Genomic DNA, 26809 nt, shown 5'->3' with positions numbered 1-26809 from the left:
CTGGTGCCTGCGGTGTCTGTGCGGGTGCCTGGCGGGCTTGTGCTGGTGCCTGCGGCGCCTGTGCGGGGCGGTGGGGGTGCGTGTAGCGCCTTGTGTGGTGGGGGAGTCGGGGCCGCGCCGGGGGGTGTCCGTCCTCGGAACGGCGCGGAATCGGTCGGCCGTCCGGGGCCCGGCGTTGACGCGCCAACCGCTGCGGGCGGACACCCCCCGGCCCGTCCCCTTCCCGCCGTGCGCGACTGCGGCGGCCCGTACGGCCACGCCTTTTGCGGTCCGGGCCGCCGGAGTGAGCTGGCGCACACCTGCCGTAGAGTTGAGGCCGGTCGATACCTGACCGCGGCAGATCGGAAGGGCAGCAGGCGTGACCGTCGACGACACGGGCTCCGGCGCGGGCGGGGACGGCCGGGTGGATCCCGACGCCCCCGACACCGGCGAGGACCCGCTGGCCCTGCGGCTCGAACAGCTCATCCTGGGCGCCGAGCGCCGCTACACCCCGTTCCAGGCCGCCCGCAGCGCCGGCGTATCCATGGAGCTGGCGTCCCGGTTCTGGCGGGCCATGGGCTTCGCGGACATCGGGCAGGCCAAGGCCCTCACCGAGGCCGACGTGCTCGCCCTGCGCCGCCTGGCGGGTCTGGTGGAGGCGGGGCTGCTGAGCGAGGCCATGGCGGTGCAGGTGGCCCGGTCCACGGGGCAGACCACCGCCCGGTTGGCGGAATGGCAGATGGATTCCTTCCTGGAGGGCCTGACCGAGCCGCCCGAGCCGGGGATGACCCGGACCGAGGTGACGTACCCGATCGTCGAACTGCTCCTGCCCGAGCTGGAGGAGTTCCTGGTGTACGTCTGGCGCCGCCAGCTGGCCGCCTCGGCCGGCCGGGTCGTGCAGTCGGCCGACGACGAGGAGATGGTCGACCGGCGGCTCGCCGTCGGCTTCGCCGACCTCGTCGGGTTCACGCGGCTGACCCGCCGGATGGAGGAGGAGGAACTCGGCGAACTCGTCGAGGCCTTCGAGACGACCGCCGCCGACCTGGTGGCCGCGCGCGGCGGCCGGCTGATCAAGACCCTCGGTGACGAGGTGCTCTTCGCGGCGGACGACGCCGGTGTCGCCGCGGACATCGCGCTGCGGCTGGTGGAGACGCTGGCCAATGACGAGACCATGCCCGAACTGCGGGTCGGCATGGCGTTCGGCACGGTCACCACGCGTATGGGCGATGTGTTCGGTACGACGGTCAACCTGGCCTCCCGGCTGACGTCGATAGCGCCCCGGGACGCCGTCCTGGTGGACAGCGCCTTCGCCGAGGAGCTGACCCGCACTGGTGAGGCGCCCGTCTCGGAGGCCGAGGCCGCGGAGGCCGCCGCTGCGGCCGAGAAGGAGGGCGAGGAGCCGCCGACGTACCGTTTCGCGCTCCAGCCGATGTGGCAGCGCCCCGTGCGCGGGCTCGGTGTGGTCGAGCCCTGGCTGCTCACCCGGCGCGAGGGCCAGGTCTAGCCGAGTACGTCGACGCACAGCCCGATCACCGGTACGCACAGCCCGCCCGGGCGGGGCTCCGGGGTGCCGTCGTCCGGCGCCGGCGTGCGGCTCGGTGCCGGGGTGGGGGCCGGGGTGGGGGTCGAGGCCGGCGGCGTCGGGGCCGGGCGTGGGACGGAGGCCGTCGGCGTGGGCGTGCCGGCCGGGGCGGTGGTCGGTTCGGGGGTGCCGGCGGTGGGTGCCGGGGTCGGCGTCCCGGGGGCCGGTGACCCAGGCGCCGGTGGCGCGGTGGGTGTCGGGGCCGGGCTTCTGCCGCCCATGGCGGAGGTGGCCGAGGGCAGTGCGGTGGTGGCCGAGGTGTTCGCCGAGCTGCTGGTGGCCACGGCGTCCGGGTGGTGCCAGGGCTCGGCCTCCGCCGTGCCGGGCGCGCCGACACCAGGCTCCGGCGTGCTGCGGACCAGGCTGAGCACGCCCGCCGCCAGGACGAGACCGCCCGCCGCGAACAGCACCTTGCGGGGCCGGGGCTTGCGGTGCCGCCCGCGCCGTACGTCCGGCGGCGCCGTACCGGAGTGTGCAGGTATCGGTGTCATGGGTTCCCTCCCCGCCGCGCGCCATGGCGGAGCGCACGCTATGCGCTCCCGTGGGCGGTGTGCGGGGAGACGGCCGGGATGTCACTCGAACGGGCGTAGCCCTCCGGGCTTTCCCGGCGCCGGGTGCGGCTGCGATGATCGGGCCGACAGTGAGTTAACCCGCGTTAACCGGAGGTGCCATGAGCGAGGAGCGGTTCGGGGAGTTCGTGCTGGTGCGGCGGCACGGGTGGGTCGCGGAACTGGTGCTGGACCGGCCCAAGGCGATGAACGCCGTCTCCACGGAGATGGCGTGCTCCCTCGCGGGCGCGTGTGCCGCCCTGGCCGGTGACCGGGAGGCCCGCGTGGTCGTCCTGACCTCGTCGCACGAACGGGCGTTCTGTGTGGGGGCGGACCTGAAGGAGCGGAACTCCTTCTCCGACGCCGACCTCGTACGGCAGCGGCCGGTGGCGCGGGCGGCGTACACCGGGGTGCTGGAGCTGCCGATGCCGACCATCGCGGCGGTGCACGGCTTCGCGCTGGGCGGCGGGTTCGAGCTGGCGCTGTCCTGCGATCTGATCGTGGCCGACGGTACGGCGGTGGTGGGGTTGCCGGAGGTGTCCGTGGGCGTGATCCCGGGCGGCGGCGGTACGCAGCTGCTGCCGCGGCGGGTCGGTGCGGCGCGGGCGGCCGAGCTGATCTTCTCCGCGCGGCGGGTCGAGGCGGCGGAGGCGGCCGGGCTGGGGCTCGTGGACCTGGTGGTGGAGGTGGGGCGCGATCGCGAGGAGGCGCTGGCCCTCGGCGCCCGGATCGCCGCGAACTCGCCCGTGGGGCTGCGGGCCGCCAAGCGGGCGCTGCGGCTGGGGCACGGCCTGGATCTGCGGGCCGGCCTGGAGGTCGAGGACGCGGCATGGCGCTCGGTGGCGTTCTCGGGAGACCGCGCGGAGGGAGTGGCCGCGTTCAACGAGAAGCGGAAGCCGGAGTGGCCGGGGGAGTGAGGGGTGGTGCGTGGTCCGGGGTCGTAGCCGGATATTCCACCTGATCGCCGCACCAACGTCACGAATCGCCGTACTCCTCCCTAATCTGGAGTAATGGGTGAGGACAAGCGGCTGGCCGCGGTCGTGGCGCTGGCGCAGGGAATGGCGGCGGCGCACACCCCACGGGAGTGCTGGCAGGCCGCCGCTCTCGGCGCCTGCCACGCGCTGGACGGCAGCTTCGCCGCGCTGTCGATGTGGGAACGGGGGCTGGGCCGGCTGCGTGTCCTCGTGAACGTGGGGGACCGCGCCCCGGACGAGGAGGAGTTCCCGGAGGCCGAGACGTACCCGGTGCACCAGTTCCCGGAGATCACCGAGTTCCTGCACGAGCGGTGGGCCGGCGGCGGGGGGCCCAACGCCTGGGTGGAGACCGCCGAGGGGGCGGCCGCCGGCACCCCCGGTTACTTCCACCAGCGGGTCGCCGCCCTGCGCCGCCGGGGCCGCGGCTGCTGCGTCGTCGCCCCCGTCGTACTGCACGGCCGCGCCTGGGGTGAGCTGTATGTGGCGCGCCCGGCCGGCCGGACCCTGTTCGCGCGGGCCGACGCCGACTTCGCCACCGTGCTCGCCGCCGTCGTCGCCGCGGGCATCGCGCAGACCGAGCGCCTGGAGGAGGCCCGCCGGCTCGCGTTCACCGACGCCCTCACGGGGCTCGCCAACCGCCGTGCCGTGGACGTACGCCTGGAGGAGGCCGTCGAGCAGCACCGCGCGGAGGGTGTCGTCGTCAGTCTCGTCGTCTGTGACCTCAACGGGCTCAAGCGGGTCAACGACACCCTCGGGCACTCCGTCGGCGACCGGCTCCTCGAACGCTTCGGCTCGGTGCTGTCGCTGTGCGGCGCGATGGTGCCGGGCGCGCTGGCCGCACGGCTCGGCGGGGACGAGTTCTGTCTGCTCGCGGTCGGGCAGCCCGCCGGTGCCGTGGTGAAGGCGGCGGACGAACTGTGCCGCAGGGCGTCGGAGCTGGAACTGGGCGAGGGGGTGGCGTGCGGGGTCGCCTCGACCGGGGAGCCGATCGGGGAGGTGCGGGACGCCCGGCGGCTGTTCCGGCTCGCGGACGCCGCCCAGTACCGGGCCAAGGCCATGCGGCTGGACCGGCCGGTGGTGGCCGGCCGTGAGGGGCCGGACGACCCCGTCGTACGGTTGGCCGACGAGCCGCCGCCCTCGCGCGCCGAACGGCGCCGGTTCCGCGGGCGCCGGCCGTGAGGCGAAGCCCACACCCCGCGGTAAGGGGCACCCCCGGTCCCCACTAGTGACAGTCCCGCATTCAATGCGTACGCTCCTGAATATGGATATGCACACTGTGGTGGTGGGGACGTCCGGTGTCACGGCGTCCGACGTTCTCGCCGTGGCGCGCGGCGGTGCCCGCATCGAGCTGTCGGAACAGGCGGTGGCGGCCCTCGCGGCGGCCCGGGAGATCGTGGACGCGCTGGCCGCCAAGCCGGATCCCGTCTACGGCGTCTCGACCGGCTTCGGCGCCCTGGCGACCCGGCACATCAGCCAGGAGCTGCGCGCCCAGCTGCAGCGCAACATCGTCCGCTCGCACGCCGCCGGCATGGGCCCGCGGGTGGAGCGCGAGGTCGTACGGGCCCTGATGTTCCTGCGGCTCAAGACCGTCTGCTCGGGGCACACCGGTGTGCGGCCCGAAGTCGCGCAGACCATGGCCGACGTGCTCAACGCCGGGATCACCCCGGTCGTGCACGAGTACGGCTCCCTCGGCTGCTCCGGCGACCTGGCCCCGCTGTCCCACTGCGCGCTCACCCTCATGGGAGAAGGGGAGGCGGAGGGCCCGGACGGGCATGTGCGCCCCGCCGGTGAGCTGCTCGCCGAGCACGGGATCGCCCCCGTGGAGCTGCGGGAGAAGGAGGGTCTCGCCCTTCTCAACGGCACCGACGGCATGCTCGGCATGCTGCTCATGGCCCTCGCCGACCTGGACTCCCTGTACAAGTCCGCCGACATCACCGCCGCCCTCAGCCTGGAGGCGCTGCTCGGCACCGACAAGGTCCTCGCGCCCGAGCTGCACGCCATCCGGCCGCACCCGGGCCAGGGTGCCAGTGCCGCCAACATGCTGGCCGTGCTGGCGGGCTCGGAACTCACCGGGCACCACCAGGACGACGCACCGCGCGTCCAGGACGCCTACTCCGTGCGCTGCGCCCCGCAGGTCGCCGGGGCCGGGCGGGACACCCTCGCGCACGCCCGGCTGGTCGCCGAGCGCGAGCTGGCCGCCGCCGTCGACAACCCGGTCGTGCTACCCGACGGGCGGGTCGAGTCCAACGGCAACTTCCACGGGGCGCCCGTGGCCTACGTCCTGGACTTCCTCGCCATCGCCGCCGCCGACCTCGGCTCCATCGCCGAGCGCCGCACCGACCGGCTGCTGGACAAGAACCGCAGCCACGGGCTGCCGCCGTTCCTCGCCGACGACGCGGGGGTCGACTCCGGGCTCATGATCGCCCAGTACACGCAGGCCGCCCTGGTCAGCGAGCTGAAGCGGCTCGCCGTACCGGCGTCGGCGGACTCCATCCCGTCCTCCGCCATGCAGGAGGACCACGTCTCCATGGGCTGGTCCGCCGCACGCAAGCTGCGCACCGCCGTGGACAACCTCACCCGGGTCATCGCCATCGAGCTGTACGCGGCCACCCGCGCCGTCGAACTGCGCGAGGGCCTCACCCCGGCGCCCGCCTCGCGGGCCGTGATCGAGGCCGCGCGCGCCGCGGGTGTGCGGGGCCCGGGCCCGGACCGGTTCCTGGCACCCGACCTGGCCGCCGCCGACGCCTTCGTGCGCGGCGGCGGGCTGGTGGCGGCCGTGGAGAAGGTCACCGGCCCGCTGCGGTGAACGGACCGGGGCCCCGGCGGCGTGAGTTGCCGGGGCCCCGGGACGTCAGGTCAGCGGCTCACTTCAGCTTGGCGGCCTGCGCCCGTACGACCGGGGCGGGCACCGTGTAGGGCTTCTCGGCCATCCCCGCACCGATGTTGACCGTGGTGTACGTCGCGAGGGTGTTGCCGTGCCGCACGACCTGCGCGTGCAGCGGCATCGCGCCGTCCTCGCCCGCGTCGTCGGTCGCGGTGAAGGCCACCGACGCGTCCCCCGTGCCCGCGGACCTCTCCTCGGTGACCTTCGTGAACGTGCCCTTCTCGCCGTCCTGTTCGCCGGAGAAGCCGTCCGCGCAGGCCGTGACCGCGTCCGACACGGACTTCAGGGCGCGCTCGGCGCCGTCGCCGTCGTAGGAGGCCAGGGTGACCACGGTGACGTCCAGGTTCATGGACCTCTTGATCGCGTCCTCGAAGCCGCCGCCGGCCATGCCGTCCGGGGACGTCGCGCCGCCCATGGGGCGCTTCTTGACCTCGGTGGCCATCCGGCTGGTCTTCGCGGCCGGGGTACCCGGCGCGATGCCGGTCAGTGCATGCAGCAGCGGGTCGCACCTGGCGTCGTCCGCCCTGGCCCCGCCCTTGGCGGCGAGGCCGCCCGTGACGGGCCCCACCTTGTACCCGGGCACCTCGCCCTCGGCGATGATCCGCTTCGTCAGCTCGGTGGCGCCCAGCGCCTGCGCGGCCGGCTCGCCCGCGCCCTTGCCCGGAGCCTCCCCGGCGTTCTTGGACCCGTCGCCGCCACAGCCGGTGACGAGGACGAGCGACAGTGCGCCCGCGGCCGCGGTGGCGCACAGCCGCACGCCCGATGATCTCTTCATGGGCGAACTATGAGCGGGCTGTCAAAGTTCCGTCAAGGAGGATTAAAAACCCAGGCGTTCGCGACGCACCGAATACACGACGAACCCGGCGCCGACCGCGAGGAAGAGGCTGCCGCCCACGACGTACGGCGTGGTGTCGAAGCTGCCCGTGTCGGCCAGTCCGGTGTCCTCGGCGGACCGGTCCGCGGTCCCGGAGGCCGCCGCCGTCACCGCCCTGGGCTGTGTGACCTGTGCGGCCTGTGCGACCCGCTCCGGCTGGGACATGGCTGCCGGCTCTCTCGCCGGGGCGTCCTGCGAGGCGTTCGCGGACGGGACGAACCACAGCGCGCAGAGCAGGGTGCCCGCGGCGGTGGCGGTCAGCAGCGGGCGGCGAGCGGATGACACGGAATATCGATCCCCTTGTGACGCTGGTGAATTGGCCGTGTGGGGCGATGTTAGTGAAAGGCGCGGGTCACAGGAAAGTCACGGGAGGTTTCGGCCGTACGCTCCCGCCATGAGCACAGAAGAGACATCACGTTTTGTACGGCTTCGGGTGGAGCTGGTGCTGGAAGTGCAGGACGAGGAGGAGGTGACCAAGGCCGCGCTGCGCCGGCTCGCCGCCGATCCGGACCTGCCGGCGGACGAACGGTCCCAGGCCGAGGGGGCTGTGACGGAAGACACCGCGGAGGCCCTGGCCTATCTCGTCGACCCGTTCGACCTGGTCAGCGAGGTGCCCGGGGTGGAGCTCCAGCAGGCGTCCTGGTCCAGCGAGCGGATCGACTACGACCCCGATTCGCCCGACTGGGACCTGGACGAGGAAGATGGGGCGGACGACGAGGAAGAGGACGGCATCGGCTGAGCGTCCTGGGGCACTCATGACCCCGGACGGCAACCGCCGTCCGGGGTTTCGTCGTTCCAGGGGGGCGCACGGACGAACCTCCCGCACCACACGCGCCACGGGCATCGCGCGCGGACCGAGTCCGCGAACGTGGGATGCCCCACAGGCGCACGGGGTGGGGAACGGGACGAACCGACCGTAGCGTTGAAGGTTCGTTACGGGGGACTTTCGGGGTTAACGCGACTCGGCAATGATGGAGAAGCTTGTGATGACGGACAGTAAGCGGCGCAGGCGTCTGATGGCTGCGTCCGCACTGCTCGGCGGTGTGCTGGTGCTCACGGCGTGTTCCGGCGGCGGCGACGCCCCCGCGAGCGGCGGCAGCGGCGACTCCTCGCAGGCCCAGACCGATGAGGCGGCGGCGAAGAAGTCGTCCGAGGCGCAGATCACCATCACGCCCAAGGACGGCTCCGACAACGCCTCGATCAACAACTCCGCCGCCGTCACGGTGAGCAAGGGCACCCTGACGGGCGTCACCATGACCACCCAGGACGGCAAGTCCGTCACCGGCCAGGTGTCCGCCGACCGCAAGAGCTGGAAGCCCACCGCCCAGCTGGAGCGCTCGACCACCTACAAGGTCGCCGCGGAGGCCAAGGACTCCGAGGGCCGCATAGCCCACGAGAACGCCTCCTTCACCACGGTCTCCCCGGCCAACAGCTTCATCGGCACCTTCACCCCGGACGACGGCGCCACGGTCGGCGTCGGCATGCCGGTGTCGGTCAACTTCGACAAGGCGATCACTAACAAGGCCGCGGTGCAGAAGGGCATCACGGTCAGCACCAGCAGCGGCCAGGAGGTCGCCTGCCACTGGTTCAACGCCAACCGCATGGACTGCCGCCCGCAGGAGTACTGGAAGGAAGGCTCCACCGTCACGCTGAAGCTGGCGCTGGACGGCGTCCAGGGCGCGAACGGCGTCTACGGCGTCCAGCAGAAGACGGTCACCTTCCATATCGGCCGCAACCAGGTCTCGTACGTCGACGCGAAGACCAAGCAGATGAAGGTCACGCAGGACGGAAAGGTCGTCAAGACCATCCCGATCTCCGCCGGCGCCCCCGAGCACACCACGTACGAGGGCCAGATGGTGATCTCCGAGAAGTTCAAGCAGACCCGCATGAACGGCGCGACGGTCGGCTTCACCGACGACGACGGCAAGGGCGAGTACGACATCAAGGACGTGCCGCACGCCATGCGCCTGACGGGCTCCGGCACCTTCATCCACGGCAACTACTGGGGTGCCCCGTCCGTGTTCGGCAGCGCCAACACCAGCCACGGCTGCGTCGGCCTCCAGGACAAGAAGGGCGCCGGCGACTCGAACATGCCGGCCGCGTGGTTCTTCGACCACTCCCTGGTCGGTGACGTCGTGGTCGTCCAGCACACCGGCGACAAGACCGTCTCCCCGGACAACGGCCTCAACGGCTGGAACATGGACTGGGCGCAGTGGAAGGCCGGCTCGGCCGTCTGACGCCTCCTCACCCTCCGTACCCGTGCCGCCCCTTCCGAGGGGCGGCACCGGCGTTTCAAGGGCCGCGCACAGGATGCCGGGGACCGGGCCGCGGCCTTCTCATGCTGCGCAAGGGCCGGATCACGGTGAAGGAGAACGCGTAACGGTTTTCGGCCGCGTTCTCCCGCCGTCCCCTCATCTATTGAGCCGTGTGATCACCCCCGGCATACTTCGTGGCCCGGGGGGTCGGCGTTGCATCTGTGCGAGTCCATCCCCCGCCGGGTGAATGGGCAGTTCGCCCGGTACTTCATCTCCAGGGGGAGAACTTGCGCAGACAAGTGAAAAGAGCAGCTGCGGCCGGCGTGGCCACCGCCGCAGCGGTCGCCCTCGCGGCGGGTATGACCAGCCCGGCGTCGGCGAAGCCCGCAAGGGTCCCGGCGGCCGGCACGGCCGCCTCGGCACTCACCGCCAAGCACCACGTCACCCTGATCACCGGCGACCGCGTCGCCCTCGACGCCAAGGGCCGCATCGTCGGCCTCCAGCGGGCCGAGGGACGCGAGCACATACCCTTCCAGGTCCGCAGGGCCGCCGGGCACACGCTGGTCATACCCGCCGACGCGGCCCGCCTGGTCGCCTCCGGCACGCTGGACCAGCGCCTGTTCGACGTCACCGAACTCAACAAGGCCGCCACCCGCAAGGCCCAGAAGAACGGCCTGAAGGTCATCGTCGGCTACCGCGGCACCGCCACGGCCGCCAAGGCCGACGTACGGGACGCCGGCACCCTGCGCCGCAGCCTGACGACGCTCAACGCGGACGCCGTGCAGACCCCGGTCAAGGACACCGCCGAGCTGTGGGACGCCGTCACCAACGGCGACCGGACCGCCTCCGGCATCGCGCACGTCTGGCTCGACGGCGTCCGCAAGGCGTCGCTCGACACGTCCGTGCCGCAGATCGGCGCCCCCATCGCCTGGAAGGCCGGCTACACCGGCAAGGGCGTGAAGGTCGCCGTCCTGGACACCGGTGTGGACACCAGCCACCCGGACCTGAAGGACCAGGTGGTCGCGTCCAAGAACTTCACCGCCGCCGCCGACGCCAAGGACCACTTCGGCCACGGCACGCACGTCGCCTCCATCGTGGCGGGCACCGGCGCCAAGTCGGGCGGCAAGTACAAGGGCGTGGCCCCGGACGCCAAGCTCCTCAACGGCAAGGTCCTGGACGACAGCGGCTCCGGTGACGACTCCGGCATCCTCGCCGGCATGGAGTGGGCCGCCGCACAGGGCGCCGACGTCATCAACCTGAGCCTCGGCGGCTACGACACCCCCGAGGTCGACCCGCTCGAAGCCGAGGTCAACAAGCTCTCGGCCGAGAAGGGCGTCCTGTTCGCGATCGCCGCAGGCAACGACGGCCCCCAGTCGATCGGTTCACCGGGCAGCGCGGACGCCGCGCTCACCGTCGGCGCCGTCGACAAGAAGGACAAGCTGGCGGACTTCTCCTCCACCGGCCCGCGCGTCGGCGACGGCGCCATCAAGCCGGACGTCACCGCGCCGGGTGTGGACATCACCGCCGCCGCGGCCAAGGGCAGCGTCATCGACCAGGAGGTCGGCGAGAAGCCCGAGGGCTACCTGACCATCTCCGGCACCTCGATGGCCACCCCGCACGTCGCGGGCGCCGCGGCCATCCTGAAGCAGGAGCACCCCGACTGGGGCTACGCCGAGCTGAAGGGCGCCCTGACCGCCTCCACGAAGGGCGGCAAGTACACGCCGTTCGAGCAGGGCTCGGGCCGGATCCAGGTCGACAAGGCCATCAAGCAGTCGGTCGTCGCGGACCCGGTGTCCCTCAGCTTCGGTGTGCAGCAGTGGCCGCACACCGACGACAAGCCGGCCACCAAGCAGCTGACGTACCGCAACCTCGGTGACAAGGACGTCACGCTCTCCCTGACGAGCACCGCCACCAACCCCAGGGGCGCGGCGGCCCCGTCGGGCTTCTTCAAGCTCGGCGCGACGAAGGTGACCGTCCCGGCGCACGGCACGGCCGCGGTCGGCCTCACCACCGACACCAGGCTGGGCGGCACGGTCGACGGCGCCTACTCCGCGTACGTGACGGCGACGGGCGACGGCCAGACGGTCCGCACGGCCGCCGCGGTGCAGCGGGAGGTGGAGTCGTACGACGTCACGCTCAAGTTCATCGGCCGTGACGGCAAGCCGGCCCCGTACTACGGCGCCGACCTCTCCGGCGTGGCCGGTCTGGCCGAGGGCGTGGAGCTGAGCCCGTACGACAAGTCCGGGACCGTGAAGGTACGCGCGCCCAAGGGCACGTACATCCTCAACACGGCCGTCTTCGGTGACCCCGAGGACGCCACCAAGGGCATCGACTGGATCGCGCAGCCGAAGCTGGTCATCGGCAAGAAGCAGACGGTCACCGTCGACGCGCGCAAGGCCAGGCCGGTCGACATCACCGTCCCCGCCTCGGGCCTGAAGGCCCGGTTCGCCTCGCCCGGCTTCGACGTCACGGTCGGCGACGGCGAGTACGGCTACGGCTGGTTCCTCGACTCGTACAAGAACTTCCGCACCGCCCACCTGGGCCCGCAGCTGCCCGCCGGGACGCTGTCGCAGCAGTGGGACGCCCACTGGACCAAGGGCGCGGGCGAGCAGTACGACGTCACCTCCGGCGGCCCGGTCAAGCAGCTCGCCACCGGCTACACCAAGCACTACAAGGCGGCCGACCTGGCCACGGTCAAGGTCCGCATGGGCGCGGCGGCGCACGGCAAGAAGGGCACCGTCGGTGCGATGGGCTGGCTGCCCGGCGGCTCCGGCGCCTCCTCCATCGGCATCGAGCAGAACCTGCCCGGCACCCGCACCCTGCACCTGTCCGCCAGGGGCGGCGTGCAGTGGCAGCTGGAGTTCACCCAGGACGGCGGGGTGGACCAGGACGGCTTCCCCGTCTCCGAGGCCGGCTACACGCTCGGCCAGTTCGCCTTCAAGGCCGGCCGGACCTACACCCGGACCGTCAACACCGCGGTCTTCGGCCCGCACGTCGCCGAGGGTTTCGGCCTCTTCCGGGCCGGTGACGAGATCTACGGTTCGCTGCCGCTGTTCACCGACTCCGCCCGGAACATCGGGTACTCGGACGTCACCTCGGCGAACACCACCCTGTACCGCAACGGCACCAAGGTCGGCTCCAACGACGACCCGCTGTTCGGCGGCAAGACCTTCAAGGTCCCGGCCGGTGACGCGGCGTACCGGCTGACCACCTCGGTCAAGCGGTCCTCGAAGGTGGCCGAGGTGTCGACCCGGATCGACGCGGCCTGGACGTTCCGGTCCAAGAGGTCCTCGGACGACATCGTCCAGCTGCCGGCGTCCGCCCTGCACTTCGGCGCCACGACCGGCCTGGACAGCCGGGTCGCGGCCGGCCGGAAGGTCACCTTCCCGGTCACCGTGGAGGGTTCGGCCGCGGGCCGCAACCTGAAGTCCCTCGCCGTCTACGTCTCCTACGACGGCAGGAACTTCACCAAGGTCGACGTGCGGAGCGGCAGGATCACGGTGAAGAACCCGGCGAAGAACAAGGCCGTCTCGTTCCGCGCCAAGATCACCGACAAGAGGGGCAACACCTCTCAGATCACGATCTACAACGCGTACTTCGGCAAGTAGGCCGTAGCGCTCCCTGACGAGGGGCACACCGCGGGCCCGGCCCGCGGTGTGCCCCTCATCGCGTCGCGGCGCGTGTCGCGTCCGTGCCCCAGCTGGCCAGCAGCCGCAGGGACTCGGCGGAGGCGGAGTCCGGCTCGGCGTGGTAGGTGACCAGTGACTGGTCCGATCCGTCCGTCAGCCGGAAGCTCTCGAAGTGCAGGGCGAGATCGCCCACCAGGGGATGGCGCAGCCGCTTGACGCCGTGGCTCTTCTCCTTGACGTCGTGCGTGGCCCACAGCCGGCGGAACTCCTCGCTCTTGACCGAGAGGTGACCCACCAGAGCCGACAGGCGCGCGTCGTCCGGATCGCAGCCCGCGTCCATGCGCAGGGCGCACACGATGTCGATCGCCTTCTGCTCCCAGTCGACGAACAGCTCGCGGTAGTCCGGGCGGAGGAACACCAGCCGCGCCCAGTTCCGCTCGGCGGGCGGCAGCTCCGCCCAGTCGCCGAAGAGGGCCGCCGCCGCCCGGTTCCAGGCGAGGATCTCCGCACGCCGGCCCACGATGTACGCCGGTACGCCGTCCAGGGTCGCCAGCAGCTGCCGCAGCGCCGGGCGCACCTGCTGCTGCGGTGCCACCGGCTTCTTCTTGTGCGCCTTCGGCTTGGCCAGGTGGGTGAGGTGCGCGTGCTCCGCGTCCGTGAGCCGCAGGGCCCGGGCGATCGAGTCCAGCACCTCCGCCGATACGTTCCGGCCGTTGCCCTGCTCGAGCCGGGTGTAGTAGGCCACCGACACCCCGGCCAGCTGCGCCAGCTCCTCGCGGCGCAGCCCCGGCACCCGGCGGTGCCGGCCGAAGGCGGCCAGCCCCACGTCCTCCGGCTTCAGCCGGGCCCGCCGGCTGCGCAGGAACTCGCTCAGCTCCGCGCGCCGGTCCAGGGGCCTGCCGGTGGCCGCCGCCGCACCTGCTCGCTCGTCCCTGCTGTCCATGCGTCCAGTATTCCCGGTCATACGCCCAGGAGCCTGTCCTCGCTGGTGGTAGGCACAGCGGTCGTACGCAGACCGGAGGGCTGGGTGGCGCACGCGGATCGGGGCAGGGTGAACACGTGCCCGTCGGAAGGCAACCGGGCACGAGGACTTCCCCTAGGAGAACCCCCGGCATGACCACTGTTGCTGCTTACGCCGCGCCCGCCCCGAAGGCCCCGCTGGAGCGGACCACCATCGAGCGGCGCGCGGTCGGTGAATCCGACGTCCTGATCGACATCGAGTTCGCCGGTATCTGCCACTCCGACATCCACCAGGTCCAGGACGGATGGCGTCCCGGCACCTTCCCCATGGTCCCGGGCCACGAGATCGCGGGTGTCGTCTCAGAGGTCGGCTCCGGCGTGACGAAGTTCGCCGTCGGTGACCGGGTGGGCGTCGGCTGCATGGTCGACTCCTGCCGCGAGTGCGACAACTGCAGGGCCGGCCTGGAGCAGTACTGCACCCAGGGCGGCCCCACCTGGACCTACAACGACACCGGCAAGGACGGCGAGCCCACCTACGGCGGTTACTCGGAGAAGGTCGTCGTCGACGAGAACTTCGTCGTGCGCATCCCCGAGGGGCTGTCGCTGGACGTCGCCGCGCCGCTGCTGTGCGCGGGCATCACCACGTACTCGCCCCTGAAGCACTGGAACGCCGGCCCCGGCAAGAAGGTCGCCGTCGTCGGCCTCGGCGGTCTCGGCCACATGGGCGTCAAGATCGCGCACGCGCTGGGCGCCGAGGTCACCGTCCTGTCGCAGTCCCTGCGCAAGAAGGACGACGGCCTGCGGCTGGGCGCCGACCACTACTACGCCACCGGCGACCCGGCCACCTTCGAGGAGCTGGCGGGCACGTTCGACCTCATCCTGAACACCGTCTCGGCGCCGCTGGACTTCTCCGCGTACCTCGGCCTGCTGCGCACGGACGGCACCATGGTGAACGTCGGCCTGCCCGAGGAGCCGGTGCAGATCGTGCTCCAGTCGCTGTTCGGCCACCGCCGCAGCATCAGCAGCTCCGGCATCGGCGGCATCGCCGAGACCCAGGAGATGCTGGACTTCTGCGCCGAGCACGGGCTGGGCGCGGAGATCGAGCTGATCCGCGCCGACCAGATCAACGACGCGTACGAGCGGGTGCAGGCCAGTGACGTCCGCTACCGCTTCGTGATCGACACCAGCACGATCTGACCGACGTCTCCCTGTCCGCCTGGGTGGGGGCCTGCCGCCTCGCGGGCGGCAGGCCTCACGACGTCCCCGGCACCCGTCAGGGCAATGTGAGTGTCGTGCCAGGGCGGGCCGGGGGAGTGGTCCGGCCCGTTGCCGGGTCAGCCGGGCAGGGGGGCCGGGCTGCCGCCGTTGGCCTCGTAACCGGCCACCGCCAGCGCGCGGTGGAGGGCGAAGGCGGCGGCCGGGTCGGCGGACAGGGTCCACGGCAGCGCACCGACGTGCCCGTCGATGTGGATCAGCTGGTCCATGGCTTCCGCCCAGCGCTCCGCGCAGACCAGGAAGAAGGTCAGCAGATGCCGGACGTGCGGCAGCGTCGGGTCGTCGCGGTCCGCGGCGTGCACCGCGTGCAGCGCGCCGTGGATCGCCCTGGTGACGACCTCGCTCCGGTAGAAGCCCGCGACCAGGTTCACCTCAGGGAGGTGCTCGAACACTGCGAACAGGGGCAGCGCGGCGAGCAGCGAGCCCCGCGGGGCGCGGGCCGCGGCGGCCTCGGCGAAGGAGTACGCCTGCTCCCGCGAGCCGTGCCACTTCTCGCACCAGTGGTGCAGCGCGGCCAGATGCGCGCCCATGTGGTGCGGGGCGCGGTCGAGGATCTTCAGCCACAGCTGCTCGAACTCGGCCTGCGTGTAGGCCAGTCCGCGCGCGACGGACAGTTCTATGACACAGGGCACCGGGTCACCGGGAGCCAGCAGGGCCGCCTGCCCGCAGGCCGCCCTGGCCTCCTCCATGATGATCCGGAAGTCGTCGGTGCCCGGCGTGGCCGTCCGCCAGGCCTGCTGCACCAGGAACTCCGCGTGGACAGCGGCGCCGCCCGCGTCCTTGGGCTGCTCGGCCCGCCACACCCGCAGCCACTGGCCGCCCGGCGTCTCGTGCACCCCGCCGGGCCGCTGCTGGAGCTCCAGCGCGGCGGCGCCGGCGAAGGCCTGCACCCGCTGCCAGCGCAGTTCGCCCGCGGACTCGGTGCCGGCCAGCAGCTGGGCGGCGGCCCGGTAGTCCTGGGTGCGCTGCACCAGTTCCAGGACCTCCACCAGGTCCTGGTCCGGGCCGGGCAGGCGCACGTCGAGCTGTTCCTGGCGCACGAAGCCGTAGGCCGCCGGGTCGGCGGCGTCCGGGTGTCCGGGGGGAACCTGCTCGATCCCGCCGCGCCCGCGCCGCAGGACGGGGAGCAGGACGAGGCTCAGCATGAGCAGCGCCATCAGCAGCCAGAGAATCGCCATGCGTCAAGCGAACCAGACGCCGCCGACAATTGGCGAACCCCGCCGCCGGCCTGTGGACAACTCCCGATCCGGGCATGACGGAGGGCGCGGACGGGACCGCCCGGCATGACGAGCGGGACGGGGGAACGCGACGGGACCGGGGGACACGGCGGCCGGGGTTCCGGACGTGCGGAACATGTCGAGAGGCCCATGGCGGACGTCGGGAAGCCGCCGGGCGCATTACGCTCGGTGCACATGAGCGACAGGCATATCAGCGAACACTTCGAGACCCTCGCGATCCACGCGGGCAACACCGCGGATCCCCTCACCGGCGCGGTCGTCCCGCCGATCTACCAGGTCTCGACCTACAAGCAGGACGGCGTCGGCGGGCTCCGCGGCGGCTACGAGTACAGCCGCAGCGCCAACCCGACCCGTACCGCCCTGGAGGAGAACCTCGCCGCGCTGGAGGGCGGTCGCCGCGGCCTCGCCTTCGCGTCCGGCCTGGCGGCCGAGGACACACTGCTGCGTACGCTGCTCAGCCCCGGCGACCACGTGGTGATCCCGAACGACGCCTACGGCGGTACCTTCCGGCTCTTCGCCAAGGTCGCCACCCGCTGGGGGGTGGAGTGGTCGGTCGCCGACACCAGCGACCCGGCCGCCGTCCGGGCCGCGATCACCCCGAAGACCAAGGCCGTCTGGGTGGAGACCCCTTCCAACCCGCTGCTCGGCATCACCGACATCGCCGCCGTGGCCCAGGTCACCCATGACGCGGGCGCGAGGCTCGTCGTCGACAACACCTTCGCCACGCCCTACCTTCAGCAGCCGCTGTCGCTCGGCGCGGACGTCGTCGTCCACTCCCTGACCAAGTACATGGGCGGTCACTCGGACGTGGTCGGCGGCGCGCTGATCGTCAACGACCAGGCACTCGGCGAGGAGCTGGCCTACCACCAGAACGCGATGGGCGCCGTCGCCGGCCCCTTCGACTCCTGGCTGGTGCTGCGCGGCACCAAGACCCTCGCGGTGCGCATGGACCGGCACAGCGAGAACGCCACGAAGATCGCCGACATGCTGACCCGGCACGCGCGCGTGACCGGCGTCTGCTACCCCGGGCTGCCCGACCACCCCGGTCACGACGTCGCCGTCAAGCAGATGAGGGCGTTCGGCGGCATGGTGTCGTTCCGGGTCGAGGGCGGCGAGGAGGCGGCGATCGAGGTGTGCAACCGCGCCAAGATCTTCACCCTCGGCGAGTCCCTCGGCGGCGTCGAGTCCCTCATCGAGCACCCCGGCCGGATGACGCACGCCTCCGTGGCCGGCTCCCTGCTGGAGGTCCCGGCCGACCTGGTGCGTCTGTCGGTCGGCATCGAGAACGTCGACGACCTGCTGGAGGACCTCAAGCAGGCCCTCGGCTAGCAGCCGGCCCGGATCACCGGCCCGGGTCACCAGCCGGTGACCGGTGGAGTCGTCCGCGAGGGCGGCTCCACCCACGGCCGGGCGTCGGCCGCCCACACGGCGAACACGACGGCCGCCGCGCACACGAGCAGCCACAGCGTCCGGCGGGCGAGCCGCCGCCGGCGCAGCAGACGGTCCCCGCGGCGCACCGCCTCGGCGCACAGCTCCACAGGCACCGGCGCCACGGCCCGCCCCATGATCCGGCGCACGGCGTCCTCCCGCTCACCCCGCTTCACCACGGCCTCCGGGTCCGGCCCTCGCACGGCCGGACGACGGCGCCCGTGCCACGCTCTCGCCGGCCGTGCGCGGGGCGGGGCAGCGGCGAGGGCCCACCGGCGAGCCTGCCGGCGGTGCCGTCCTCGCGCGCGGGGTGGCGGCGCGGCGGGGCCGACGCGGCGGCGCGCCTCACGACGGCGCCACCCTTCCGCGCACCGGCGGCGGGGACGTCTGCCGGGCGGGATGCAGTACGGTCGCCGTCGCGCGGTCGCAGATGGCGTGGACGGCTTCCGCGGGCAGGCCGAGCAGGGCCGCCGTCTGCTCCTCGGCCACACCGTCGTACAGCCGCAGGACGAGGACCAGCCGCTCCCGCGGTGTGAGCGCGGCGAGCGGACCGCGCGGATCCGGCCGGGCGCGGCCGAAGGCGCCGTGCCGGTGCCAGGCGCTGCGCGCGAAGCGGGTGGCGAGGTACTGGCGGGCGCAGTCGTACGGGTCTTCACCGCGCAGCCGGTCCCACCGGGCGTAGGTGTGGGCGAGGGCGAGCGTCAGCAGGCGCCGCGCGCGGGGGTTGGCGTCCGGCGCCTCCGCGGTGAGCAGGGTGGCCGTGTGCAGCAGGCGCCCCGCCGCGCCCGCGACGAACGCCTCGAACTCCCGGACCCGGCGGGCACCGCGGGCCAGCTGCCGATCACGCACCACGCCTCCCCGTGACGGGGCCCTGACGGACCCGCTCTCATATGAGGCCAGCGGCGGCCCGGGGTCAAGACTGCGGGCCCTCCCGTGCGGGGGCCCGGCTCAGGAGGCCGGCGGCTGCTCCGCCGCCGGAACACCCTGCACCGTCATCCGCGCCGACAGCGCGTGATTGAAGCGGGTGAGGAGCGTGCAGAACTGCTCGCGCTCCTCCGACGCCCAGTCGTGTGTCAGCTCGGCCATGAGCTGACGCCGGGACGAGCGCACCTCCTCCAGCCGGGCGGCGCCGCGCGGCGACAGCTGGAGCACCACCGCGCGCCCGTCCTCCGGGTGCGAGGTGCGCTTCACGAGCCCGGTGTCGACCAGGGGCGCCACCTGCCGGGTGACCGTGGAGGAGTCGATGCCCATGCTCGCGGCGAGTGCCTTGACGCCCATCGGGCCTTCGTTGTCGAGGCGGTTGAGCAGCAGATACGCGGCGCGGTCCATGGAGTTGCGCACCTGGCCGACGCCGCCGAGCCGCGTCTGTTCGGCACGGCGGGCGAACACCGCCACCTCGTGCTGGAGGGTGTCGAGAAGACCGGTGTCACCGACGGTCGTCATGTCCATCGACATTTCAGGTGTTGTGGGCATGGCCGGAGGCTCGCTTCATGAAGGGCTGCTGGGTTGGGGGACAGGGTACGCGGCCCGGCGCCGGACCGTACCGGCGCTGCGCAAACCGGTCTCGCTGCTTGGGCACACCCGTCGTGCGCGGACGTGAACTGCGATGCTGGAGAGATGAGCTACCGCACGGCCGCCTCCCCGCGTTCCGTCACTCTCGACGACGTGCGCGGTGCCCAGAAGATGCTCTCGGGCGTCGCCCGGGTGACGGCGATGGAGGGCAGCCGGCACCTGTCCCAGCTGATCGGCGCGCCGGTGCAGCTGAAGTGCGAGAACCTCCAGCGGACCGGCTCGTTCAAGCTGCGCGGCGCCTATGTGCGGATCGCCGGGCTGCTGCCGGAGGAGCGGGCGGCCGGTGTGGTGGCTGCGAGCGCCGGCAACCACGCGCAGGGCGTGGCGCTGGCCTCCTCGCTGCTGGGCGTCCACTCGACGGTGTTCATGCCCAGGGGCGCGCCGCTGCCGAAGATCAGCGCGACCCAGGAGTACGGCGCCGACGTGCGCCTGCACGGCCAGGTGGTCGACGAGACGCTGGCCGCCGCCCAGGAGTACGCGGCCGAGACCGGCGCCGTGTTCATCCACCCCTTCGACCACCCGGACGTGATCGCCGGCCAGGGCACGGTCGGTCTGGAGATCCTGGAGCAGTGCCCGGAGGTGCGCACCATCGTCGTCGGCATGGGCGGCGGCGGGCTCGCGGCCGGGATCGCGGTGGCGGTGAAGGCGATCCGCCCGGAGGTCCGGATCGTCGGCGTGCAGGCGGAGGGTGCCGCCTGTTACCCGCCCTCGCTGGCCGCCGGGCGCCCGGTGTCGCTGCGGAACCCGGCGACGATGGCGGACGGCATCAAGGTGGGCCGGCCGGGCGTCGTGCCGTTCGGGATCGTCGGCGAGCTGGTCGACGAGGTCCGTACGGTCAGCGAGGACCGGCTGTCGGCGGCGCTGCTGCTCTGCCTGGAGCGGGCCAAGCTGGTGGTGGAGCCGGCCGGGGCGAGCCCGGTCGCCGCGCTGCTGGCCGCGCCGGACGCCTTCGACGGCCCGGTCGTCGCGGTGCTCTCCGGTGGCAACGTCGACCCGGTGCTGATGCAGCGCGTGCTGCGGCACGGCATGGCCGCGCAGGGCCGCTACCTCGCCGTACGGCTGCGGCTGACGGACCGGCCGGGTGCGCTCGCCACGCTCCTCGGGGCGCTGTCGGAGGCCGACGCCAACGTCCTCGACGTGAGTCATGTCCGTACCGATCCCCGGCTCGGGCTGACGGAGGTCGAGGTGGAGCTGCAGCTGGAGACGAAGGGCCCGGCGCACTGCGTCGAGGTCGGCCAGGCGCTGCGGGACGCCGGCTACACGGTCATCGACTGACGCCCGAGCGGCAAAGGTCCGCATGAAGAAGCCCCCGGCGTCCTCAGGGACAGCCGGGGGCGGGAAGCGGACCGGGAAGGGGTCAGTCCCTGTAGGGCTCGGCCTTCAGGATCCGCACGGAAGCCTTCTTGCCGTTCGGCAGCTCGTACTCCGCGTCGTCACCGACCTTGTGGCCGATGACACCGGTGCCGAGCGGGGACTGCGGCGAGTACGTCTCGATGTCGGCGCTCGCGTACTCGCGCGAGGCGAGCAGGAATGTCAGCGTGTCGTCCTCGTCACCGTCGAAGGCGATCGTGACGACCATGCCCGGCGCGACGACACCGTCCGCGGCCGGCGCCTCGCCGACCTTGGCGTTCTCGAGGAGCTGGGTCAGCTGGCGCACACGCAGCTCCTGCTTGCCCTGCTCTTCCTTCGCCGCGTGGTACCCGCCGTTCTCGCGCAGGTCGCCCTCCTCGCGCGCGGCCGCGATCTTGGCGGCGATCTCCGTGCGCGCAGGACCAGTAAGGTACTCAAGCTCGTCCTTGAGCTTGTTGTACGCCTCCTGGGTCAGCCAGGTGACGTTCTCGCTGGTCTGGGTCACAGGGTGCTCCTCGTCGGTACTGGGGATACAAAGCATCGCCCTACCCAGAAGCATGTTCCCTCTTGGATGGGCGAAACCACGAGCCTAACAATTCACGAGCGGAAGGGGGAGGACATAAGCCATCAGAATCACATCAACGCAGGTCGGAGCCTACGCATTCCGGGTGATGCCGACGGGTGTCCGCCGGTCGTCAGCCGGTGTGACAGCCCACCAGCTCCGCCGTCGTCCCCTCCGCGGTCGTACGCAGCGTGACGACCCTGTCGATCCGCGTGTCCGGGCCGGAGAAGCGGAAGTCGGCCCGGCCCACCTCGGCGCCGTCGGCCGACTGGGACCGCAGGGTGCAGTACCCGGAGGCGCCGGCGTCCTTGCGGACCTCCAGATGGACCTTGACCGCGTCGTCCGACGCCTTGAAGGCGATGACCTGGCCGCTGATCTCGTTCTGCGCGACATAGTGGTAGGCGAAGTAGCCGATCAGTGCGAGCAGTGCCACACCCAGCACGGATCCGGCGATCTTGAGCTTGCGGTCGGCGCGCTCGTCCGAGGGGCGACCGTAGCGGCCCTCGGGCAGCCGCGTGCTCGCGGTACTCATGATCGTCCTCTCCGCGGAATTATTCGCCCCCCGATTCGGTCACTATAGAAGCCGCCGATCGCACCCGAAAACACCGGGGCGCCGACTTACCGAGGATTGAGTCTTGACTGACCAGTTGCGACTGATGGCCGTTCACGCGCACCCCGACGACGAGTCGAGCAAGGGTGCGGCCACCATGGCGAAGTACGTGTCCGAGGGGGTGGACGTGCTGGTGGTGACCTGCACCGGCGGAGAGCGCGGATCCATCCTCAATCCCAAGCTGCAGGGTGACGCGTACATCGAGGAGCACATCCACGAGGTGCGCAAGAAGGAGATGGACGAGGCCCGCGAGATCCTCGGTGTGGGGCAGGAGTGGCTCGGCTTCGTCGACTCCGGCCTGCCGGAGGGCGACCCGCTGCCGCCGCTGCCCGAGGGCTGCTTCGCCCTGGAGGACGTCGACAAGGCGGCCGGTGAGCTGGTGCGGAAGATCCGTTCCTTCCGCCCGCAGGTGATCACCACCTACGACGAGAACGGCGGCTACCCGCACCCCGACCACATCATGACCCACAAGATCTCGATGGTGGCGTTCGAGGGCGCCGCGGACACCGAGAAGTACCCGGAGTCCGAGTTCGGGCCCGCCTACCAGCCGCTGAAGCTCTACTACAACCAGGGCTTCAACCGTCCCCGCACCGAGGCGCTGCACCAGGCGATGCTGGACCGCGGCCTGGAGTCGCCGTACGGGGACTGGCTCAAGCGGTGGAGCGAGATGGAGCGCACCGAGCGCACCCTGACCACGCACGTCCCGTGCGCGGACTTCTACGAGATCCGCGACAAGGCGCTGATCGCCCACGCCACGCAGATCGACCCGGACGGCGGCTGGTTCAAGGTGCCGATGGAGCTCCAGAAGGAGGTCTGGCCGACCGAGGAGTACGAGCTGGCGAAGTCTCTCGTCGATACCTCCATCCCCGAGGACGACCTCTTCGCGGGCATCCGGGACAATGCCTGACATGAGCGCAAGCGTGAGCCTGGCAGTGACGCATCTCGTCCCCCTCGCCAAGGAGGTCGACCAGAACAAGGTCACCCCCGGCGTCCTCGGCTTCATCGTCTTCGCGGTGATGGCCCTGGCCGTGTGGGGCCTGATGAAGTCGATGAGCAAGCACATGCGGAAGGTCGACTTCAAGGAGGCCCCGGACCCCGAGGCGGAGCCGGCCGGGCAGCAGGCCGACTCCCCGGCACAGCGGGGCTGACCCGGAGGTCACCGCCCCGCCGGCACCGCCACTCCCATCACCTCACGGGCGTGGCGGTCCGGAGTCATGCGCAGCCGCCAGGCCTGCCAGCCGTCCTCCAGCCGGACGCCCCGCTCCAGCAGCAGGGCGTACGCCGAGGTGCAGTCGCCCAGCTTCTCGTCCCGCAGCGGATGCGTGGCGCGGGCCAGCTGGGCCAGCTCCTCCTGGGCGACAGCCGTGCCCACCTCCACCCCGCCCGGCGCCGCGTACGGCAGCAGGGTGCAGCGCAGGAACCGGGCCCAGTCCTCGCCCCGCCGGTCGCCGTAGGACGCGAACAGGGTCAGCGCCTCGTCGCACAGCGCCAGCGCCTGCTGGGTCCGGGCGTTGCCCGCGTCCACCACCGCCAGCTCCAGACAGGTCCAGGCCTCGCCGTGGGCGACGCCGATCCGCTGGAAGTCGGCGCGCGCGTCCGCCAGCAGCTGACGGGCGAACCCCGAGTTGCGCAGCGAGCCGGTCTGCGCGGCCCGCTGGTCCCGGGTGACCCGCGCCGAGTGGTGCCGGGCGCAGGCCAGGCCGTACACGTCCCGCATCCGGGAGAACATCGTCCGGGACCGCTCCAGGTCGCGCACCGCCTGGTCCAGCTCGCCGGTCTCCTCCAGCGCCTGCCCCAGGTGGTACAGCGTCCACGCCTCACCGCGCGCGTCCTCGTTGTCCCGGTGCCGGACGACCGCCCGGCGCAGGCCGTCCACGGCGGCGGACGGATCGCCGGCCACCAGCCGGGCCCGGGCCAGCTGCGTCAGCGCCCACGCCTCCCCGCGGGCGTCCCGCGTCCGTCCGTACCGCTCCAGGGCGGCCCGCAGGTCCGTCTCCGCGCGGGGTACATCCCCCAGCCGCAGCGCCAGCTGGCCAAGGTGGAAGTGCGCCCAGGCCTCCCCGTGCACCGAGCCGCCCTCGCGGTGCAGCACCAGGGAGCCGTCGAGCAGGTCCTGCGCCTGCGCCAGCCGGGCCCGGTCCCGCTGGACCGCCGCCAGCGCGTGCATCGTCCACGCCCGGTCCGTCGCCAGCTCCGGGGCCGCCTGGAGATCCAGCGCCTCCTGGAGCTTGGCCGCCGCCTCCGTCAGGTTGCCCTGGTGGTGCAGCGTGATCCCCAGGGAGCACAGCGCGCGGGCCGCCCCCGCGTCGTGATGGGCCTCCCGGTACAGGTCCACGACCGAGGCCAGCGTGGTGCGCGCCTTGTCCAGCTCGCCCAGCTGCCGGGCCGCGATACCGGTACGCCACTGCACCGAACGCACCAGCAGTCCCTGGTCCACCGACTGCGCCAGCTCACTGATCTCGCCGAGCCGGTACAGGTCGCCGCGCAGCAGGCAGTAGTCGCACAGCGCGCCGAGCAGGTTCAGCACCGCCGCCTGGTTCACACCCTCCGCCTGCCGCAGGGCCGCCGTGATGAAGCTGGACTCGTCGTCCAGCCAGCGCAGCGCCTCGTCGAGCGAGGGGAAGCCGTGCGAGCCGAACTGGTTCGACCGCGTCGACATGTTCCCGTCGACCAGGCGCAGCACCGAGTCGGCCAGCTCCCCGTAGTTCACGATCAGCCGTTCCTGCGCCGCCGCGCGCTCCGCCGGGTCCTCCTCGTCCAGCAGCCGGGCGTGCGCGAAGGCCCGCACCAGGTCGTGCAGCCGGTAGCGGCTGCCGCGCACATGGTCGATCAGCCCGGCCCGGGCGAGCGCCACCAGGTGCCGGGTGGCCTCCGCCTCGTCGGTGGCGAGGAGCGCGGCCGCCGCCGCCGCGCCCAGCGAGGCCCGGCCCGCCAGGGCGAGCCTGCGCAGCAGCCGGCGCGTGGGCTCCGGCTGGTCGGTGTAGCGCAGCCACAGCGCCCGCTCCACCGGCTCCACCGGGCCGTACGCGCCCAGATCCGTGGCCAGCTGCCGGGGCGAGCGCGGGCCGAGCGCCGAGCCCGCGACCCGCAGCGCCAGCGGCAGCCCCCCGCACAGCTCATGGACCAGTCCGGCCGACTCGGCGTCGTACGGCCCCGCGGTGTCCTCGGCCGCCGCGGCCAGCAGCTCCTCGGCGCCCGCCGCGTCCAGCGCCCGTACCGGCAGCTCGTGCACCCACGCCTGGAGGTCCGCGGGCAGCTCGAGGGCCGTACGGCTGGTCACCAGCACCAGGCTGTCGGAGCGCTCCGGGACCAGGGCGCGGACCTGCTCCGGGTCCGAGGCGTCGTCCAGCACGATCGTCACCGGCAGGCCGGTCAGGTGCCGGTGGTACAGCTCGCCGAGCCGCTTGACCTGCTGGTCGGGGGAGGAGCGCTCCCGGAACAGCAGCTGCTCCCGGGGTGCGCCCAGCCGGTTCAGCAGGTGCAGCAGGGCGTCCCGGGTGGCCAGCGGTGCCTCCTCCCGGCTGCCGCCGCGCAGGTCCACCACCACGGCGCCCCGGAAGTGGTCCCGCAGTTCGTGTGCCGCGCGCACGGCGAGCGTGGTCCGGCCGGAGCCGGGCTCGCCGTGCAGCACGACCACCGTCGGCCGGGTCTCGGTGGCCGCCCGGGCCGCCTGCGCCCACTGCCTGATCCGCCCCAGCTCCGCCCGGCGCCCCGCGAACGGGCCGTCGGCGTCCGGAAGATGACCGAACGACTGCTCCAGCACCGAACGTCTGCGGGCCGCCGCGCTCTTGTCCGTGCCGCGCAGCGCAGGCCCGCCGCCCTTCTTGGCGCCGGTGGAGGCGGTGAGCACCCGCTGCTGGTCGAGGAACGGGCGGATGCCCCGCACCTCCAGCGCGGTCAGCCACTGCAGCCGCAGCTGTTCCGGGCCGCCCGGCTGGCCGGCCGCGCCCGCGCGGTGGTGCGCGGCGGGCAGATGAGCACCGGCCACCTTCACCACCGTGGCGGCGGCGCCCACCACCGCCGCGGTGACGCCCGCGCCGACGGCCGGCCCCGCGCCCGTACCGAGGGAGAGGTCGGCCACGGCCGCCGCGACGGCCGCGACGGCCGCCACCAGCAGGGCCGTTCCCGCACCGGCGCGCGTGTACCGCTGCCCGAAGGTCAGCCGGCCGGCCTCCGCCTCCTCCAATGCGCGCGTGTACGCCGCGTACTCCTCACCGGCCGCGCCGGCCATCGCGTCCAGCGCACCGCGTGCCCGTGACAGCAGCAGCCCGCCGTCGATCCGGCCGTCCGAACGCCGTACCTCCTCCTCCACGGCCCGCACCAGCAGCCGTTCAGCCTCCGCCCGATGACCGTCCCGCATGTCCCGTCCCCCTCCGGCGGCAACTCTCCTTTCCATGAGTGTCCTTGGCGGGAGGCGGCAGCGCGAGGGGGTGACGGCCGGCGGAAACGGTGAAGACCCGGCCGGCCCTTGTGCGGCCCCGCGGCGGCACACGGTTCCTCGTCGTGTGGGGGAGGCGGTTCGCTGTCGGTCCCGGCCGGTCCGGGGCCCGGCCCCGCCTCGCCGGGAGCCCCGGCGTGCCCTCGTCCGGGTCACCGGTGGGTGTCCCGGGACCGGCGCTCCATCGGCCACCACCCCTTCGACAACGCCACGCCCACGCAGACCCCCGCCACCGCCCCCTCCGCCACCGCGCAGGCCAGGGCCTCCAGGAGGGCGGGGCCGGTGTGGGCGGTGGTGATGTCGAACCAGGCGTCCAGGACCGCCACGCTGGCCGTCGCCGAGGCCGTGAGGCGCGAGCGGGGGTCGCCGCGCAGGCCCAGCAGGGCCGTCGCGGCGCAGCCCGCGGCAAGGAGGGCGTCCAGGCCGATCCAGGCCAGTGACCAGTGGTGGACGCGTGTGCTGCCGGGCAGCGTCACCGCGAGCACCGCCATCCAGGGCACCAGCAGGACCGCCGCCGCCCCGAGCGAAATCAGCGTCCACTTCCTCATCCCGGCCCCCTGGTCCCCGCTCCGTGAGTCGCACCGTGCTCCCACGCCCCCACCGTAGACCGCAGAGAAATCTCTGCAAAGGAAATTCGGCAGACCTCAGGGC

At 72.6% G+C, this 26809-nt stretch carries 24 protein-coding genes; 12 read left to right on the top strand and 12 right to left on the bottom strand.

Annotation, left to right across the window (positions count from 1 at the left end):
* Positions 1–358: 358 nt before the first annotated feature.
* A complete protein-coding gene (locus AB0B40_RS15465) occupies positions 359–1483 on the top strand; it encodes an adenylate/guanylate cyclase domain-containing protein (RefSeq protein WP_345048184.1) in 1125 nt (374 codons plus the stop codon).
* Here AB0B40_RS15465 and AB0B40_RS15460 read toward each other — a convergent pair.
* Positions 1480–2052, bottom strand: coding sequence for a hypothetical protein (locus AB0B40_RS15460; protein WP_345048186.1), 573 nt, complete (start codon positions 2050–2052; stop codon positions 1480–1482). The two genes, AB0B40_RS15465 and AB0B40_RS15460, sit on opposite strands and share 4 nt — an antisense overlap.
* A gap of 179 nt (positions 2053–2231) precedes the next feature.
* On the opposite strand from AB0B40_RS15460, the gene AB0B40_RS15455 reads away from it, so the two are divergent.
* The 3 genes from AB0B40_RS15455 to hutH all read left to right on the top strand — a co-directional run bounded on the left by AB0B40_RS15455 (position 2232) and on the right by hutH (position 5889).
* Positions 2232–3026 carry an enoyl-CoA hydratase-related protein gene (locus AB0B40_RS15455; RefSeq protein ID WP_362264083.1) on the top strand — a complete coding sequence of 265 codons (795 nt, stop codon included), beginning with the start codon at positions 2232–2234 and terminating at the stop codon, positions 3024–3026.
* Between the two features lie 93 nt (positions 3027–3119).
* Entirely contained in the window at positions 3120–4262 is a 1143-nt protein-coding gene (locus AB0B40_RS15450) for a GGDEF domain-containing protein (protein WP_345048188.1), read from the top strand.
* 88 nt (positions 4263–4350) lie between these two features.
* Positions 4351–5889 (top strand): histidine ammonia-lyase, encoded by a 1539-nt coding sequence (hutH, locus tag AB0B40_RS15445; protein ID WP_362264092.1) that lies wholly within the window; start codon positions 4351–4353, stop codon positions 5887–5889.
* A gap of 58 nt (positions 5890–5947) precedes the next feature.
* On the opposite strand, the gene AB0B40_RS15440 is transcribed toward hutH, so the two are convergent.
* The gene (locus AB0B40_RS15440) at positions 5948–6742 is read right to left on the bottom strand and encodes a hypothetical protein (RefSeq protein WP_362264082.1); all 795 of its coding nucleotides are present in this window, start codon (positions 6740–6742) and stop codon (positions 5948–5950) included.
* 42 nt (positions 6743–6784) lie between these two features.
* The gene (locus AB0B40_RS15435) at positions 6785–7126 is read right to left on the bottom strand and encodes an LAETG motif-containing sortase-dependent surface protein (protein WP_345048190.1); all 342 of its coding nucleotides are present in this window, start codon (positions 7124–7126) and stop codon (positions 6785–6787) included.
* A gap of 109 nt (positions 7127–7235) precedes the next feature.
* On the opposite strand from AB0B40_RS15435, the gene AB0B40_RS15430 reads away from it, so the two are divergent.
* From AB0B40_RS15430 to AB0B40_RS15420, 3 genes are all read left to right on the top strand, one after another.
* Complete coding sequence (locus AB0B40_RS15430) at positions 7236–7580, top strand: hypothetical protein (RefSeq protein WP_345048191.1); 345 nt, start codon at positions 7236–7238, stop codon at positions 7578–7580.
* A gap of 247 nt (positions 7581–7827) precedes the next feature.
* Positions 7828–9078 carry an Ig-like domain-containing protein gene (locus AB0B40_RS15425; protein ID WP_345048192.1) on the top strand — a complete coding sequence of 417 codons (1251 nt, stop codon included), beginning with the start codon at positions 7828–7830 and terminating at the stop codon, positions 9076–9078.
* A gap of 317 nt (positions 9079–9395) precedes the next feature.
* On the top strand, positions 9396–12704 hold the full coding sequence (locus AB0B40_RS15420; protein WP_362264081.1) for a S8 family serine peptidase: 3309 nt from the start codon (positions 9396–9398) through the stop codon (positions 12702–12704).
* 55 nt (positions 12705–12759) lie between these two features.
* Here the strand turns inward: AB0B40_RS15420 and AB0B40_RS15415 are convergent, their stop codons facing one another.
* Positions 12760–13668, bottom strand: coding sequence for a helix-turn-helix transcriptional regulator (locus AB0B40_RS15415; protein ID WP_345048195.1), 909 nt, complete (start codon positions 13666–13668; stop codon positions 12760–12762).
* Between the two features lie 170 nt (positions 13669–13838).
* Here AB0B40_RS15415 and AB0B40_RS15410 point away from each other — a divergent pair, with 170 nt between their 5' ends.
* Positions 13839–14882: an NAD(P)-dependent alcohol dehydrogenase gene (locus tag AB0B40_RS15410; protein ID WP_345048197.1), complete on the top strand. Its 1044-nt coding sequence runs from the start codon at positions 13839–13841 to the stop codon at positions 14880–14882.
* A gap of 137 nt (positions 14883–15019) precedes the next feature.
* Here the strand turns inward: AB0B40_RS15410 and AB0B40_RS15405 are convergent, their stop codons facing one another.
* Complete coding sequence (locus AB0B40_RS15405; RefSeq protein ID WP_362264080.1) at positions 15020–16138, bottom strand: hypothetical protein; 1119 nt, start codon at positions 16136–16138, stop codon at positions 15020–15022.
* Between the two features lie 234 nt (positions 16139–16372).
* Here AB0B40_RS15405 and AB0B40_RS15400 point away from each other — a divergent pair, with 234 nt between their 5' ends.
* The gene (locus AB0B40_RS15400) at positions 16373–17527 is read left to right on the top strand and encodes a cystathionine gamma-synthase (RefSeq protein ID WP_345048200.1); all 1155 of its coding nucleotides are present in this window, start codon (positions 16373–16375) and stop codon (positions 17525–17527) included.
* A 26-nt stretch (positions 17528–17553) separates the two neighbouring features.
* Here the strand turns inward: AB0B40_RS15400 and AB0B40_RS15395 are convergent, their stop codons facing one another.
* The 3 genes from AB0B40_RS15395 to AB0B40_RS15385 all read right to left on the bottom strand — a co-directional run bounded on the left by AB0B40_RS15395 (position 17554) and on the right by AB0B40_RS15385 (position 19081).
* A complete protein-coding gene (locus AB0B40_RS15395) occupies positions 17554–17802 on the bottom strand; it encodes a hypothetical protein (protein WP_345048237.1) in 249 nt (82 codons plus the stop codon).
* A gap of 169 nt (positions 17803–17971) precedes the next feature.
* On the bottom strand, positions 17972–18475 hold the full coding sequence (locus tag AB0B40_RS15390; RefSeq protein ID WP_345048202.1) for a sigma factor-like helix-turn-helix DNA-binding protein: 504 nt from the start codon (positions 18473–18475) through the stop codon (positions 17972–17974).
* Positions 18476–18574: 99 nt separating this feature from the next.
* Positions 18575–19081, bottom strand: a complete 507-nt coding sequence (locus AB0B40_RS15385) for a MarR family transcriptional regulator (RefSeq protein WP_345048239.1) — start codon at positions 19079–19081, stop codon at positions 18575–18577.
* 162 nt (positions 19082–19243) lie between these two features.
* Between AB0B40_RS15385 and ilvA the strand changes: the two genes are divergently transcribed.
* A complete protein-coding gene (ilvA, locus tag AB0B40_RS15380) occupies positions 19244–20473 on the top strand; it encodes a threonine ammonia-lyase (protein WP_345048203.1) in 1230 nt (409 codons plus the stop codon).
* Between the two features lie 82 nt (positions 20474–20555).
* Here the strand turns inward: ilvA and greA are convergent, their stop codons facing one another.
* Positions 20556–21053, bottom strand: a complete 498-nt coding sequence (greA, locus tag AB0B40_RS15375) for a transcription elongation factor GreA (protein WP_345048205.1) — start codon at positions 21051–21053, stop codon at positions 20556–20558.
* 190 nt (positions 21054–21243) lie between these two features.
* Positions 21244–21642, bottom strand: coding sequence for a DUF4307 domain-containing protein (locus AB0B40_RS15370; RefSeq protein ID WP_345048206.1), 399 nt, complete (start codon positions 21640–21642; stop codon positions 21244–21246).
* 103 nt (positions 21643–21745) lie between these two features.
* Between AB0B40_RS15370 and mca the strand changes: the two genes are divergently transcribed.
* Complete coding sequence (mca, locus tag AB0B40_RS15365) at positions 21746–22627, top strand: mycothiol conjugate amidase Mca (protein ID WP_345048208.1); 882 nt, start codon at positions 21746–21748, stop codon at positions 22625–22627.
* Positions 22620–22868, top strand: a complete 249-nt coding sequence (locus AB0B40_RS15360) for a hypothetical protein (protein ID WP_345048210.1) — start codon at positions 22620–22622, stop codon at positions 22866–22868. The genes mca and AB0B40_RS15360 overlap by 8 nt, the downstream gene beginning before the upstream one ends.
* An 8-nt stretch (positions 22869–22876) precedes the next feature.
* Here the strand turns inward: AB0B40_RS15360 and AB0B40_RS15355 are convergent, their stop codons facing one another.
* Entirely contained in the window at positions 22877–26080 is a 3204-nt protein-coding gene (locus AB0B40_RS15355) for a tetratricopeptide repeat protein (protein ID WP_362264079.1), read from the bottom strand.
* A 230-nt stretch (positions 26081–26310) separates the two neighbouring features.
* Complete coding sequence (locus tag AB0B40_RS15350; RefSeq protein WP_345048212.1) at positions 26311–26706, bottom strand: hypothetical protein; 396 nt, start codon at positions 26704–26706, stop codon at positions 26311–26313.
* Between the last annotated feature and the right edge of the window lie 103 nt (positions 26707–26809).

Source organism: Streptomyces sp. NPDC042638 (assembly GCF_040647235.1).
Classification (GTDB): Bacteria; Actinomycetota; Actinomycetes; order Streptomycetales; family Streptomycetaceae; genus Streptomyces; species Streptomyces rameus.
This window is presented reverse-complemented; position numbering and strand designations above follow the sequence as displayed.